Here is a 12,649-nt window from a genome sequence, read left to right as displayed (position 1 = left end):
TAGAGCGGCGAGTCACAGCTCCCAGCGGCACCGGGCACCGGCCGGGGGCTCAGCGCGCGCTCCACCCGCCGTCCATCACCAGGGAGGTGCCCGTGACCGATGCAGCGGCGGGTGAGCACAGCCAGGCGACCGCGTCGGCCACCTCCGCCGGCTCGATCAGCCGCTTGATCGCCGCCGGCGCCAGCATCACCTGCTCGACGACCTGGTCCTCCGACAGTCCGTGCGCCTTCGCCTGGTCGGCGATCTGGCCCTCGACCAGCGGGGTCCGCACGTAGGCGGGGTTCACGCAGTTCGACGTGACGCCCCGGGTGGCGCCCTCGAGGGCGACCACCTTCGACAGCCCCTCCAGGCCGTGCTTGGCCGTCACGTAGGCCACCTTGTACGGCGAGGCGCGCAGCCCGTGGACGGAGCTGATGTTCACGACCCGGCCCCACCCCCGGTCGTACATGTGCGGCAGCGCGCCGCGGACCAGCCGGAACGGCGCCTCGACCATGAGCCGCAGGATGGAGGAGAAGCGGTCGACCGGGAACTCGTGGACGGGTGCGACGTGCTGCACGCCGGCGTTGTTGACGAGGATGTCGACGGCCAGGTCCAGGTCGTCCACGGCGGCGAGATCGGACAGGTCCGCCGTGACCGCGGTGCCCCCCACGTCGGCGGCGACGGCCCGGGCCGCCTCGGCGTCCCGGTCGACGACCACGACGTCGGCTCCCTCGGCGGCCAGCCGGACCGCGCAGGCGCGGCCGATGCCCGACGCCCCACCGGTGATGAGTGCTCGCCGCCCGACCAGGGGACCGTTGACCGACATGGTGGGAACGGTAGGCCCCCGGTGTGACGTGCCGCACGGTGGCGGGCATGCCCTGGCGGGCGGCTCCAGGTGGTGGAGCGGGGGGTCAGTCCGCCTCGTTGCCCGGGCGGGCCACCGACTCGTCGAGCTGGGCGTCGTCGTCGGTGGTGAGGGTGACCTCGTCGTCGCCGCGGGCCGGCGTGCTGCCGTCGTCGGCGGTGTCGGGGGACTCGCGGTAGCCGGTCGGCTGGGACTCGGTCATCGGCCGTCGTCTCCGGATCGGTTGGTGGGGGCGGGCACCTCGCCGGACGCGCCGGCCCGGGTGGCGCGGGCGATGTCGCCGTCCGCGCGGGCGGGCAGGTCGTCGCCCTGGGCGGCGTCCCGCTCGATCGCGTCGTCCGCGGTCAGGGGCACGTCGTCGAACGACGAGGCGAGGTCGCTGTTGTCCCCGGTGCCGGACGAGGTGGGGACGTCCTGCTGGATGCGGTCGCTGCCCTGCGGATCGGTCATGCCGGCCTCCTGTCCGTCGGCGCTGTCCCCCGGGCCCATGCCCGCCGGCGGCGTCGCGAAACGGCCGGCGGCCGTCTCCCGGGAAGGGAGACGGCCGCCGCCGGGGTGCGGGGATCAGAAGGCGGCTTCGTCGACCTCCATGAGGGCGTTGTCGGTGTTCTCGACGACGACCCGCTCGGAGCTCAGCCGGGGCAGCACCTGGGTGGCGAAGAAGCGGGTGGCGGCGAGCTTGCCCTCGTAGAAGTGGCGGTCCTTCTCGCTGACCTCGCCCGACAGCGCGGCCAGGGCCACCCCGGACTGGCGGACCAGCAGCCAGGCGGTGACCAGGTCGCCGACGGCGAGCAGCAGGCGGGAGGTGTTCTGCCCGACCTTGTAGAGGCTGGTCATGTCCTCCTGGGCCGCGGTCAGCTGCCCGAACATGGCGGTGAGCATGCCCTGGACGTCGGAGAGGGCGGTGGCCAGCAGCGCCCGCTCCTCCTTGAGCCGGCCGTTGCCCGCCTCGGCGTCGATCGTGGACTGGATCTGCGACGCCAGCCAGGTCAGGGCGACGCCGCCGTCCTTGACGATCTTCCGGAAGAAGAAGTCCTGACCCTGGATCGCCGTGGTGCCCTCGTAGAGGGTGTCGATCTTGGAGTCGCGGATGTACTGCTCGATCGGGTAGTCCTGGAGGAAGCCGGAGCCACCCAGGGTCTGCAGCGACTCGGCGGTGAGCAGCTGGGTGGCCCGCTCGGAGCCGAACCCCTTCACGATCGGCAGCAGCAGGTCGTTGACCCGCTCGGCCAGCGTCGCGTCCGCGCTCTCCGCGGTGCCCTCGGCCTCGGCGGCGGTGACCTGGTCGCGGAAGCTCGCGGCGTACAGGTACAGCGCACGCATGCCCTCGGCGTAGGACTTCTGCAGCATCAGCGAGCGGCGGACGTCGGGGTGGTGCGTGATGGTCACCCGCGGGGCGTCCTTGCTGGTGGCGGTGAGGTCGGCCCCCTGGACGCGGTTCTTCGCGTAGTCCAGCGCCACCTGGTAGCCGGCCGAGAGCGTGGCGATCGCCTTGGTGCCGACGAACATGCGGGCGTACTCGATGATCCTGAACATCTGCGCGATGCCGTCGTGCACCTCGCCCACGAGCCAGCCCTGGGCCGGCACCGGGCCGTCGCCGAAGGTGACCTCGCAGGTCGTGGAGACCTTGAGGCCCATCTTCTTCTCGACGTTGGTGACGTAGGCGCCGTTGCGCTCGCCGAGCTCGCCGGTCTCGAGGTCGACGTGGAACTTGGGGACGACGAACAGCGACAGGCCCTTGGTGCCGGCCTTCGCGCCCTCGGGGCGGGCCAGGACCAGGTGGATGATGTTGTCGCTGAGGTCGTGCTCGGCGGAGGTGATGAAGCGCTTCACGCCGGTGATGTGCCAGGAGCCGTCGGGCTGCTGCACGGCCTTGGTGCGGCCGGCGCCGACGTCGGAGCCGGCGTCGGGCTCGGTGAGCACCATGGTGGCGCCCCAGCCCTTGTCGATCATCAGGCGGGCCAGCTTCTTCTGGTCCTCGGTGCCCAGGTCGAACAGGGTCTGGGCGAAGCCGGGGCCGGAGCCGTACATGAAGACGGCGGGGTTCGCGCCGAGCACCATCTCGTAGGCGCCCCAGGTGAGCGCCGCCGGGGCGCCGAACCCGCCCAGCTCCTCCGAGAGGTCCAGCCGCCACCACTCGCCGTCGTTGAGCGCCTGCACCGACTTCTTGAACGACTCGGGCAGCGTCACCGAGTGCGTGGCCGGGTCGAAGACCGGCGGGTTGCGGTCGGCGTCGGCGAACGACGCGGCGATCGGGCCCTCGGCGAGCTTGCGGATCTCGGCGAGCACGCCACGGGCGGTCTCGGCGTCCATCTGCGCGAACGGCCCGGTGCCGAGGTGGTCCTTCGTGTCCAGGAACTCGAAGAGGTTGAACTCGAGATCCCGCAGGTTGGCGGTGTAGTGACTCATGCGCGCTGGCTCCCGTGCTCCTTGCCGACGGCCGGCGATTCCTACCGACTAGTAACAAACGCTATTACTGGTCGGTAGGAAGGAGCAAGCACTTGAGCCGACACGCCCCTCGGGGTGAGTCGGAACCGGGTTCAGCGGCGGCGGCGCCGGGCCCGGGTGGCGATGCCGGCGAGCCACACCAGCAGCCCGCCCAGTGCGGCCGCGATGACCAGCGCGACCACCAGCGGTGCCTGGACGTCGGTGAAGACGAGGCTGATCTGCACCGTCTGGCCGTTGAACACCACGAACAGCACCAGGACGACGGTGACGAACAGCAGGAGCACCAGCGCCAGCGTGCGACCGATCGCGCGGCCGGTGTGCTTCTCCTTGGCGGGGGCGGGCGCCGGTTCGGCGGCCGCCGGCTGCGCAGGGTCGCTGAGCGGCGTGCCGGCGGAGTTCTGCTGCCCCAGCCCCACGTCGTACGGATCGTCGGACCTGCCGGCCGCCGGGCGCTGGTCGGGGCCGGTCACTGGGCGTCCGGTTCGGTGTCGGCCGGCGGGTAGGCGGGGCCGGCGATGCCGTCGGCCGGCCCTTCGGTGGCGCCGAGCGAGTCGCGGTCCTCGCCGGGTGCCTTCTGCGCGCCGAGCGGCTGGGCGTCGCGGTCGGAGCCTACGTTGTTCTCGTCGGGCATGGTCACCTGCTCATTGTCGCCCTCCGGGCGACACCGCGGCCACTTGCCGGCCCCGGTTGCTCCTCAGTCGCTGAGCGCCGGGCCGGCCTCGTGCGCGGGGTGGCCCTGGGTGCGCTCGCGCTGCTTCATGCGGGCCTCGAACACGTGCCGGTCGCCGCCGGACAGCTCGTCGCGGGCCCGGGCGTCGAAGGCGCGGAAGGTGGCCCAGTAGTTGTCGTCGAAGTCCTCGACGATCTGGAAGGTCCACCGGTCGGCGATGACGTTGCGGCCGACCAGGTCGCGGTCGAGGTCGCCGGCCAGCTCGGTGTGCCCGGCGTCGCCCAGCAGGTCGACGGCCTCCTGCAGCAGCCGGTCGGCCTTGCCGGTGAGCTGGTGGAACGCGTACAGGAAGCCACGCGCCTGGTCGACGGTCTCGAGGGCCTCGGAGAGCTTCCCCAGCCCCTCGACGGTGGCGTCGTCCAGGTCGGGTCGGGTGCGGTCGTTCGTCACCGGCCCATCCTGGGGGCCGCCGGAGCGGCCCGCAGGTCAGGAGCGGGTGGCCGCGATCTCGATCAGCCGCTCGGCCAGCTGCCGGCCGTGAGCGGCGGGACCGTCGGGACCCAGCAGGCCGCCCGAGAGGTACATGCCGTCGATGATCAGGTGGATCTGCGCGGCGAGGTCGTCCCCGTTGCCCGGCACGATCTCGTCGGCCAGCCGCTCCAGCCGGGTGTGCAGCTCGAACTTGTAGTCGGCCGCGGCGCTGCGCGCCGGGTGCTGCGGGTCGTCGTACTCGCTGCTGACGTTGGTGAACGGGCAGCCCCGGAACCCGGTGCGGGTCACGTCCCGCTCGACGGCGTCGACGACGGACAGCAGCGCGGCGCGCGGGTCGCCCTCGAGACGGTCCAGCTCGGCGTCGATGAAGGCCAGCACGGTGGCGGCCTTGCGGGCGAGGTAGGCGCCGACGAGGTCGTCCTTGCTCTTGAACAACCGGTAGACCGTCATCTTGCCCAGGCCGGTCTCGCGGACCAGCTCGTCCATGCCGACGCTACGGGAGCTGCGGCTGGAGAAGAGCCGCTCCGCGGTGTCCAGCACGATCGCCTGCCGCTCGGCGCGGCTGCGGCGGACCGGTGCCGAGGTGTCGTCGGCGGCGAGGGGCAGGGCGGCGGTCACGTCATCGATGGTGCACCAGGACGTGACGGAGCAGTTCGCGGCACGCCGTCCTGGTCGCGCTGGGTGACGAGAGGCGCGCGGGTTGCCCGGGGCGCCGGGGGGCTGTGGTACCGATGTGATTACCGTGCGTGGCCTGCCCGGCTCCGGGATCGATCAGTCGCGGCGCGTGCGGCGCGGGTTGGCGAGCAGCTGGGCGACGGCGCGGACCGTCGCCTCGGTGCGGGCGTCCTCGTGCGCTGCGGTGGCGGATTCCTCGGTGGACCGGTGCTGGTTCAGGGTCTTCTCCATGTTCCCGACCCTGCCCTGGCAGGGTCCCGCCCGAAACCGGTGGGCGCTGAGACGTCGGTCACCGCCCGCACCTCAGTGCGCATGCGCGTGCGCGTGGTGGGTGTCCGGCAACGGTCGGTTGACCCGCCGGGCGGCCCGGGGTCCGGTCGCCACCAGGACCACGATCCACGCCAGGACGGCCAGGGCCACGATGAGGAAGCTCGGCGGCAGGTTCACCATCGCCGCCAGCACCAGCCCGCCCCAGACCGAGCCGAGCGCCAGCGCCACGGCGAGCGCGGCCACGCGCCCCGGGCGGGCGGTGACCCGCAGCGCGGTGGCGGCCGGGGTCACCACGAGCGCGAACAGCAGGAGGGTGCCCACCACCTGCACGGCCATGGTGATGGTGAGCGCCAGCAGGACGACGAAGGCCAGTCCGAGCGCCCGCACGGGGACCCCCCGGGCCTCGGCGACGGCAGGGTCCACCGAGGCGAACACCAGCGGGCGCGCGATGAGGGCCAGCGCCAGCACCACCACCGCCGTGAACAGCCCGTAGACGACGAGCTGGTCGGTGGTGATCGCGAGCAGGTTGCCGAACAGGACCGCCGTCGTCGTGCTGGCGTTCGCGCTGGCCAGCGACGCGAACAGCACGCCCAGCGCCGTCGCCAGCGCCAGGATCGTGCCCGTGGCCATCTCCCGGTCGGCCACCCGCCGCCCCAGCAGGCCGATGAGCACCCCGCCGACGACGCAGAAGACGGCGAGGCCGAGGGTCACCGGAGCGCCGACCAGGATCGCGCCCGTGGCCCCGGGGAAGCCGATGTGGGCCAGGGCGTGCGCGGCGAAGGCGTTCTGCCGCGTGATCACGAAGTAGCCGAGCAGCCCGGCGGCGATCGCGACCAGGGAGCCGCCGATCAGTGCGTGACGCATGAACGGTGCCTGCAGGACGTCCAGCCAGTTCGACTGGAACTCCACGGCGGCGAGGGTGAGGGTCACGGCCGGGGGTCCCGCCAGGTGGCGCGGGTGAACAGATCGCCCTGCGCGGTGCGCACGACCCCGACCGGCGTCCCGTAGAGGTGGGTGAGCAGGTCCTCCTGCACCACGTCGGTGATCGGGTCGTGGTGCGGGTGGCCGTCGAGCAGGTAGATCGCCTCGGTCAGGACCGGCAGCAGCGGGTTGAGGTCGTGCGCCACGACCATGATCGTCACGTCCCGCTCCCGGTGCAGGTCGCCCAGCAGCTGGACGACCTCCTGCTGGTTGCGCAGGTCGAGGTTGGCCAGCGGCTCGTCGAGCAGCAGCAGGTCGGCGTCGTCGACGATGGCCTGGGCGATCGCCACCCGCTGCTGCTGGCCGCCGGAGAGCTCGGACATCCGTCGGTCGGCGAAGCCGGTGGCCCCCACCCGCTCCAGGGCGGAGTCGACCCGGGCGCGCTCGGCGGCCGATGTGCGGCGAAGCCCGAAACGGGTGCCGGTGAGCCCGAGGGTGACCAGGTCGCGGCAACGGACCGCCTCGCCCAGCGCGGCGGTGTAGTTCTGCGGCACGTAGCCGATGCGGCGGTTCCCCCGGCGGGGAGGCGCGCCCAGCACCTCGACCCGGCCGGAGGTGACCGGCAGCAGGCCGAGGACCACCTGGAAGAGGGTCGTCTTGCCGGCGCCGTTCGGGCCGATCACACCGACGACGGCACCGGCCGCGACCGAGAGGCTGCCCTCCGACCACACCGTCCGGCCGCCCCGCGCCACGTGGACGTCGTCGAGGACCAGCGCGGGCGGACGGTCGGCGGGAGCGGTGCCGGGCCGGGCCGCCGCGACCGCCGGCAGGCTCACGGAGCCGTCCGGAGCGCGTCGGCGGCGTCCTGGCGCCGAGCGGATTGCCACGGGACGGAGGCACCGGAGGCGGGGCCGCCGGGGAGCGCTCCGACCGCCCCCGGGGTCGCGGGGGTCGAGGCTCGGGCGGTCACGGATCCGATCGTACTGCCACTGACAATCATTCTCGGGCCACGGTGCGGGCGGCCCACGGGTCCCCGGGGAGACCGGATCGGCGCCCGCGCCCCGGCCCCGCCGGGGGTCAGACGTCGGGGGTGTCCGCGCCGCCGCCCGCGGCGTCCTGCCGGCCCTCGGCCGGCTCCTCCGGGTGCGGCGTGCGGCCGCTGCCGGATTCCTCGCCGGCCGGGTCGCCCTCGGCGCGCTCGGCGCTGTGCGGCGTGCGGTGGGGCTCGCTCATGGGGTTCCTCCTCGTCGGTTCACCGATCGGATGGGACTGTGCCCGGTCCCCCGGCCGGTGAACCGCAGCTCAGCCGACGCGGTCGCCTCCGGCACGCGGGGGAGGAGCGCCCGCACGGCGTCCTCGTCGGGGAGTGCACCGCGCGCCCCCGGCCCGGTCGTGGACAGCGCCGCCGCCGCGACCGCGTGCCGCACCGCGTCCGGGAGCCCGGCACCGGAGGCCAGTGCCTGGCCCAGCGCGCCGCAGAAGCAGTCGCCGGCCCCGGTCGTGTCGACCGCGACCACCGGCGGTGGCGCCTGCAGCACCACCGGGCCACCGTCGGAGGGGACCACCAGGGCGCCGCGCGCGCCGAGCGTGACCACCACGGCGCCCGGCGTCACCCGGCGGGCCAGCTCCGCGAGCTCGGCGGGGGAGCGGTCGCCCGGCCCGGCGCCGGCCAGCTCCACCAGCTCGTGCTCGTTCGGGACGAGCACGTCCACCCGGCCGAGCAGCCCGGCAGGCAGCGGCTGCGGGGGAGCGGGGGTGAGCACGACGGTGCCGGTCGCGATCCGCGCGGCCGCCTCCACCGCCGCCATCGGCACCTCCAGCTGCAGCAGCAGCACCCGGGCCTCGCGCACCGAGGCCACGTCGACGTCCTCCGGCGTCAGCCGCCCGTTGGCACCCGGCACGACGACGATCAGGTTCTCGCCGCTGCCCTCCTCCACCGGGATCGTGGCGCTGCCGGTCGGTGCGCCGGCGGTGCGCAGCACCCGGCCCACGTTCACCCGCGACGCGGCCAGCGCCGCCAGCTGGCGGTGGCCGGCCGCGTCCTCGCCCACCCGGCCGACCATGTGCACGCCCGGCCCCAGCAACCCGGCGGCGGCGGCCTGGTTGGCGCCCTTGCCGCCCGGGGCCGCGGTGGCGGCGCGGGCGACGACGGTCTCCCCGCGCCCGGGCAGCCGGTCGACGGCCACCAGGACGTCCTCGTTCAGGCTGCCGACGACGGTGACGGACACGGGCGGACCTCCGGGGCTGGGCAGAGGACCAGCAGTACCAGATCCGCCGTTTCCCCCGGACGGCGCCGCGGTACGGGTGGACGACGACCGAGCGGAGGAACGATGACCAGCGAGGACCACGACGACGTCCGGCGCGAGTTCCGCGAGGCGGTGAACATGACCGCCGGCGAGTTGGAGGAGTGGCTGGTGACCGACGAGTCGCAGGCCGTCGGGCAGAAGGACGGCGACGGCGAGTCCACCGGCCACGCCTCCGGCCGGCGCATCGTCGACCTGCTGCGCACGAAGAAGGACGACCTCACCGACGACGACCTCGCCCACATGCGCAAGGTCCACGGCTACGTGGCGCGCCACCTCGCCCAGCGCCCGGCCGAGGAGGACGTCGAGACCTCCCGGTGGCGGTACTCCCTGATGAACTGGGGGCACGATCCGCTCAAGAAGGGCTAGGCCCGCCGTGCGAGACACCGTCCTACCGCGCAACGACCCCGCTCAGTACGACGAGCTCGCCGACCAGTGGTGGGAGCCCGCCGGGGGGTTCGCGGCCCTCCACTGGCTGGCCGCCTCGCGGGCCGAGCACATCCCGCCCGCCGCGGCACCGGGCGCGGTCCTGGTCGACCTCGCCTGCGGCGGTGGGCTCATGGCGCCGCACGTCGCGCGGCTCGGCTACCGGCACGTCGGCGTCGACCTCGGGCTGGAGGGGCTGCGGAGGGCCGCCGCCCACGGCGTGCTGGCGGTGCGCGGATCGGTGCTGGCCGTTCCCCTCGCCGACGGCTGCGCCGACGTCGTGGTCGCCGGCGAGATCCTCGAGCACGTCGACGACGACGTCGCGGTGCTGGCCGAGTGCGCCCGTCTGCTGCGTCCCGGCGGCACGCTGGTGATCGACGCGCTGGCCGCCACCCGGCTCGGCCGGTTCCTCATGGTCACGGTGGCCGAGCGGCTTCCCGGCGGCCCGCCCCCGGGCATCCACGATCCCGCGCTGTTCGTCGACCGCGAGCGGCTGCTGGCCGCCGCCGACCGGCTGGGGCTGGACCTCCGGCTGGTCGGCCTGCGCCCGTCGGTGCGCGACGCGGTGGCCTGGCGGCTGGGCCGCCGCGAGGGCGTGCGGATGAAGCCGCTCCGCTCCACCGCCGTCGTCTTCGCCGGTTACGGGCGCAAGCGACCAGCGGGCGACGCCGCGGCCGCGCACGTACCGTCGCACGCATGATCCCGAGCACGTCCGCCGTGGAGTCGCGCCCGTGACCGCGGCCGTCGTCACCGGCGCCGGCGCCGCGCTGCCCACCACCCTGGACCAGCAGGCCGCCTGGGACGGCTTCTTCGCCGCCCACTACGAGGGCGTGCGGGCCGCCCGCCGGATCTTCCTGGGTGCCGGGGTGCGCCGCCGGCACGCCGTGGCCAACCCGATGGACGAGGACCTCAGCGGCTGGAGCACCGGCGCGCGGATGGCGCGGTACGTCGAGGAGGCGCTGCCGCTGGGCAAGCAGGCCGTCGCCGGTGCGCTCGACGCAGCCGGGCTGGCGCCGGGGGACGTCGGGCTCTTCGCCGTCGCCACGTGCACCGGCTACGCCACGCCCGGCCTGGACATCCGGCTCGCCAGCGACCTGGGCATGCCGCCGGGTCTGCAGCGGCTGCTCGTCGGCCACATGGGCTGCTACGCGGCGATCCCCGGGCTGGCCGCCGTCGGCGACTTCGTCACCGCGCGCGCCCGCCCGGCGGTGCTGCTCTGCTGCGAGCTGACCAGCCTGCACGTGCAGCCGGCCCAGGCCGACCTCGAGCAGGTCGTCGCGCACGCGCTGTTCTCCGACGCCGCGGCGGCCGTGGTCGTCGAGCCGGGGGCCTCGCGCGGGCACCGGCTGGCCGGGATCGTCGCCCGGACCGACGCCTCCACGGCCGACCACATGACCTGGGACGTCACCGACCTGGGCTTCCGCATGGGGTTGTCCCCGCGGGTGCCCGACGTGCTGTCCCGGCACGTCGGTGACGTCGTCGACGAGCTGCTGAGCGCGGCCGGGCTGCGGGCCGAGGACGTCGCAGGCTGGGCCGTGCACCCGGGCGGCCCGCGGATCATCGACGTCGTCCGCGACGAGCTCGGCCTCACCGAGGAGCAGGTGGGCGCCTCCCGCCGGGTGCTCGCCGAGCACGGCAACTGCTCCTCGGCCACCGTGCTGCTGGTCCTGCAGGAGCTGGCCGACGTCGACGGCCCGATCGTCGCCATGGCGTTCGGCCCCGGGCTCACGCTGTACGCCGCGCTGCTGCTGCCCGCCTGACCGGCCGGCCGCACCCCCGGACGCGACGAGGCCCCGGTCGGTGGACCGGGGCCTCGGGGCGTCGTGGAGCGGGTGACGAGAATCGAACTCGCACTGTCAGCTTGGGAAGCTGATGTTCTACCATTGAACTACACCCGCGTTCGAGGACGAGACTACCTGGTCGCCCCGTCCCCGCGGCAAGCGCCCCGGATCAGCGGCGCATCTCCGCCAGGAAGCCGGTGGCCTCCGACCGCAGCGTCTCCGCCATCCGCGACAGCCCCGTGACGTCGTCGGCCCCGGTGTTCAGCGAGCCCGATCCGTCCACGGCGGCGGCGATGCCGTCGACGAGGCCGTTCATCTCGTCGACGGTCGCGCCGACGCTGCTCATCACCTCCGCGACGTCCTCCGACGCCTGGCGGATCTGCTCGACCTGGGCGGTGACCCGCTCGGTCGCGCGGCCGGTCTGGTCGGCCAGGTCCTTGACCTCGGAGGCGACGACGGCGAACCCCTTGCCGGCCTCACCGGCGCGGGCGGCCTCGATGGTGGCGTTGAGGGCGAGGAGCCGGGTCTGGGCCGCGACCGAGTCGATCAGCGCGATGATCTCCGCGATCTCGGCCGACGAGCGGGTGAGCGAGCCGATGGTGCCCCGCGCGGTGCCCACCTCCGCGGTCGCCGCCGATGCCGCGGCGGTCAGCCCCGACGCCGAGGCGCTCAGCTCCGTCGACGCCGTCGCCACCTGCTCGGACATCGACAGCACCACCGACTCGAAGTCGTCGGCCAGCCGCAGCCGGCTGCTCTGCGCCTCGGTGACCCGCCCGGCGTTCTCGCGCATGGCGGTGCGGGCGGCGTTGATGTCGACGGCGCCGCGCCGGAACGAGCCGTGCAGCCCGGTGGTGAGCAGCGTGCGGTGGAAGCGGCCCTCGGCCGCCGAGCCCAGGGCGGCGGAGGACTCGCGCACGAACGCGTCCGAGACGTCGAGCACCCGGTTGAGGGCGTGGTGCAGCGCCGCGAGCTCGGGGACGGCGCCGGCGTCGGGCTCCAGGCGGCTGCGGGCCTCGAGGTCGCCACGGGACGCCGATTCGCAGGCCGCGGTCAGCTGGCGCACGAACGCGCGGTACACCGCCAGCTCGTCGGTGTCGGCGCCGCGGGCGGATCGGATGCCCATCTCAGCTCTCCTCCCGGTTGATGACCGACCAGACGAACTCCTCGTAGGTCTGCCCCTGCTCGGCCAGCACGTCGGCGAGCACCCGCGCCGACGCCTCGACCGCGGCGCGGGCGTTCGGCTGCCGCCGCTCCTCGGCGAGCAGCCGCTGGTAGATCGGCACGATGCGCTGCACCGCGCCACGCGCGGGCCGGCGGCGGTTGGAGTGGTAGCCGGTGAGCCGGTGAGCGGCGTCGTAGGAGGGCGTCACGTGGGCCAGCACCCAGTAGTGGCCGCCGTCGACGGCCAGGTTGTTGATGTAGGCGAACACCTCCTGGCCGGCGCCCAGGGTGTCCCACAGGAGCTTGAAGACGGCCCGCGGCATCTCGGGGTGCCGGATGAGGTTGTGCGGCTGTCCGAGCACCTCCTCCTGGCCGTACCCGCTCACCCGGAGGAAGACGTCGTTGGCGTAGGTGATGACACCCCGCGGGTCGGTCTTCGAGACGATCAGCTCGTCGGCGGAGAAGCTCCGTTCCCGCCCGGTGGGGCGGACGGGAGCACGGGGGCCGCGAGGCGCCGGCCTGGTGTCGAGCACGTGGAGGTCTCCCTGGGGTCGTCCGGTTGCCTCCGGTACATCGGCAGCCGGGACGTCGTCCGGGACCCTCGGGAGCGGGCACCGCGCCCCGTCCGCACGGGGAAGTCGGACGGGGCGCGGTGGCT

At 74.2% G+C, this 12,649-nt stretch carries 18 protein-coding genes and 1 tRNA gene; 3 read left to right on the top strand and 16 right to left on the bottom strand.

Features of this window, described 5'->3' with window-relative positions; genetic code table 11:
• Window positions 1-49: 49 nt before the first annotated feature.
• The 13 genes from ABDB74_RS19380 to ABDB74_RS19320 form a co-directional block, all read right to left on the bottom strand.
• The gene (locus tag ABDB74_RS19380; RefSeq protein WP_346620456.1) at window positions 50-805 is read right to left on the bottom strand and encodes a 3-hydroxybutyrate dehydrogenase; all 756 of its coding nucleotides are present in this window, start codon (window positions 803-805) and stop codon (window positions 50-52) included.
• A gap of 85 nt (window positions 806-890) precedes the next feature.
• Window positions 891-1,046, bottom strand: coding sequence for a hypothetical protein (locus ABDB74_RS19375; RefSeq protein WP_346620454.1), 156 nt, complete (start codon window positions 1,044-1,046; stop codon window positions 891-893).
• Window positions 1,043-1,294, bottom strand: coding sequence for a hypothetical protein (locus ABDB74_RS19370; protein WP_346620452.1), 252 nt, complete (start codon window positions 1,292-1,294; stop codon window positions 1,043-1,045). The genes ABDB74_RS19375 and ABDB74_RS19370 overlap by 4 nt, the downstream gene beginning before the upstream one ends.
• 114 nt (window positions 1,295-1,408) lie before the next feature.
• Window positions 1,409-3,253 carry an acyl-CoA dehydrogenase gene (locus ABDB74_RS19365; RefSeq protein ID WP_346620451.1) on the bottom strand — a complete coding sequence of 615 codons (1,845 nt, stop codon included), beginning with the start codon at window positions 3,251-3,253 and terminating at the stop codon, window positions 1,409-1,411.
• 131 nt (window positions 3,254-3,384) lie between these two features.
• Window positions 3,385-3,762 carry a LapA family protein gene (locus ABDB74_RS19360; RefSeq protein ID WP_346620449.1) on the bottom strand — a complete coding sequence of 126 codons (378 nt, stop codon included), beginning with the start codon at window positions 3,760-3,762 and terminating at the stop codon, window positions 3,385-3,387.
• Window positions 3,759-3,929 carry a hypothetical protein gene (locus ABDB74_RS19355; RefSeq protein ID WP_346623927.1) on the bottom strand — a complete coding sequence of 57 codons (171 nt, stop codon included), beginning with the start codon at window positions 3,927-3,929 and terminating at the stop codon, window positions 3,759-3,761. The genes ABDB74_RS19360 and ABDB74_RS19355 overlap by 4 nt, the downstream gene beginning before the upstream one ends.
• A 57-nt stretch (window positions 3,930-3,986) precedes the next feature.
• Window positions 3,987-4,412: a hypothetical protein gene (locus ABDB74_RS19350; RefSeq protein ID WP_346620448.1), complete on the bottom strand. Its 426-nt coding sequence runs from the start codon at window positions 4,410-4,412 to the stop codon at window positions 3,987-3,989.
• A 36-nt stretch (window positions 4,413-4,448) separates the two neighbouring features.
• Window positions 4,449-5,072 (bottom strand): TetR/AcrR family transcriptional regulator, encoded by a 624-nt coding sequence (locus ABDB74_RS19345; RefSeq protein ID WP_346620447.1) that lies wholly within the window; start codon window positions 5,070-5,072, stop codon window positions 4,449-4,451.
• A gap of 153 nt (window positions 5,073-5,225) precedes the next feature.
• The gene (locus ABDB74_RS19340; protein ID WP_346620446.1) at window positions 5,226-5,360 is read right to left on the bottom strand and encodes a hypothetical protein; all 135 of its coding nucleotides are present in this window, start codon (window positions 5,358-5,360) and stop codon (window positions 5,226-5,228) included.
• Window positions 5,361-5,432: 72 nt separating this feature from the next.
• Window positions 5,433-6,329, bottom strand: a complete 897-nt coding sequence (locus ABDB74_RS19335) for a metal ABC transporter permease (RefSeq protein ID WP_346620444.1) — start codon at window positions 6,327-6,329, stop codon at window positions 5,433-5,435.
• On the bottom strand, window positions 6,326-7,156 hold the full coding sequence (locus ABDB74_RS19330; RefSeq protein ID WP_346620443.1) for an ATP-binding cassette domain-containing protein: 831 nt from the start codon (window positions 7,154-7,156) through the stop codon (window positions 6,326-6,328). Before ABDB74_RS19330 ends, ABDB74_RS19335 begins: the two co-directional genes overlap by 4 nt.
• Window positions 7,157-7,397: 241 nt before the next feature.
• Window positions 7,398-7,553, bottom strand: coding sequence for a hypothetical protein (locus ABDB74_RS19325; protein ID WP_346620442.1), 156 nt, complete (start codon window positions 7,551-7,553; stop codon window positions 7,398-7,400).
• Window positions 7,550-8,548: a ribokinase gene (locus tag ABDB74_RS19320; RefSeq protein ID WP_346620440.1), complete on the bottom strand. Its 999-nt coding sequence runs from the start codon at window positions 8,546-8,548 to the stop codon at window positions 7,550-7,552. Before ABDB74_RS19320 ends, ABDB74_RS19325 begins: the two co-directional genes overlap by 4 nt.
• Before the next feature lie 102 nt (window positions 8,549-8,650).
• Between ABDB74_RS19320 and ABDB74_RS19315 the strand changes: the two genes are divergently transcribed.
• From ABDB74_RS19315 to ABDB74_RS19305, 3 genes are read left to right on the top strand one after another with little or no spacing between them, the layout of a single operon-like run.
• Window positions 8,651-8,992 (top strand): DUF3140 domain-containing protein, encoded by a 342-nt coding sequence (locus ABDB74_RS19315; RefSeq protein WP_346620438.1) that lies wholly within the window; start codon window positions 8,651-8,653, stop codon window positions 8,990-8,992.
• Window positions 8,993-8,999: 7 nt separating this feature from the next.
• The gene (locus ABDB74_RS19310; protein WP_346620437.1) at window positions 9,000-9,749 is read left to right on the top strand and encodes a methyltransferase domain-containing protein; all 750 of its coding nucleotides are present in this window, start codon (window positions 9,000-9,002) and stop codon (window positions 9,747-9,749) included.
• 31 nt (window positions 9,750-9,780) lie between these two features.
• Window positions 9,781-10,809, top strand: a complete 1,029-nt coding sequence (locus ABDB74_RS19305; protein ID WP_346620435.1) for a 3-oxoacyl-[acyl-carrier-protein] synthase III C-terminal domain-containing protein — start codon at window positions 9,781-9,783, stop codon at window positions 10,807-10,809.
• Window positions 10,810-10,873: 64 nt separating this feature from the next.
• On the opposite strand, the gene ABDB74_RS19300 is transcribed toward ABDB74_RS19305, so the two are convergent.
• The 3 genes from ABDB74_RS19300 to ABDB74_RS19290 form a co-directional block, all read right to left on the bottom strand.
• Window positions 10,874-10,947, bottom strand: a tRNA-Gly gene (locus ABDB74_RS19300).
• Between the two features lie 52 nt (window positions 10,948-10,999).
• Complete coding sequence (locus ABDB74_RS19295; RefSeq protein WP_346620433.1) at window positions 11,000-11,953, bottom strand: methyl-accepting chemotaxis protein; 954 nt, start codon at window positions 11,951-11,953, stop codon at window positions 11,000-11,002.
• A 1-nt stretch (window position 11,954) separates the two neighbouring features.
• Window positions 11,955-12,524: a PAS domain-containing protein gene (locus ABDB74_RS19290; protein WP_346620431.1), complete on the bottom strand. Its 570-nt coding sequence runs from the start codon at window positions 12,522-12,524 to the stop codon at window positions 11,955-11,957.
• Between the last annotated feature and the right edge of the window lie 125 nt (window positions 12,525-12,649).

The organism is Blastococcus sp. HT6-4, from assembly GCF_039679125.1.
Taxonomy (GTDB): Bacteria; Actinomycetota; Actinomycetes; order Mycobacteriales; family Geodermatophilaceae; genus Blastococcus; species Blastococcus montanus.
Note: the sequence above shows the minus strand (reverse complement) of the source record. Positions and strands in the feature narration are given on the sequence as shown.

Coding starts and splice junctions, on each gene's coding strand:
- ABDB74_RS19340 (WP_346620446.1), bottom strand. CDS start 5,360: ATGGAGAAGACCCTGAACCAGCACCGGTCCACCGAGGAATCCGCCACC.
- ABDB74_RS19295 (WP_346620433.1), bottom strand. CDS start 11,953: ATGGGCATCCGATCCGCCCGCGGCGCCGACACCGACGAGCTGGCGGTG.
- ABDB74_RS19375 (WP_346620454.1), bottom strand. CDS start 1,046: ATGACCGAGTCCCAGCCGACCGGCTACCGCGAGTCCCCCGACACCGCC.
- ABDB74_RS19325 (WP_346620442.1), bottom strand. CDS start 7,553: ATGAGCGAGCCCCACCGCACGCCGCACAGCGCCGAGCGCGCCGAGGGC.
- ABDB74_RS19380 (WP_346620456.1), bottom strand. CDS start 805: ATGTCGGTCAACGGTCCCCTGGTCGGGCGGCGAGCACTCATCACCGGT.
- ABDB74_RS19370 (WP_346620452.1), bottom strand. CDS start 1,294: ATGACCGATCCGCAGGGCAGCGACCGCATCCAGCAGGACGTCCCCACC.
- ABDB74_RS19365 (WP_346620451.1), bottom strand. CDS start 3,253: ATGAGTCACTACACCGCCAACCTGCGGGATCTCGAGTTCAACCTCTTC.
- ABDB74_RS19315 (WP_346620438.1), top strand. CDS start 8,651: ATGACCAGCGAGGACCACGACGACGTCCGGCGCGAGTTCCGCGAGGCG.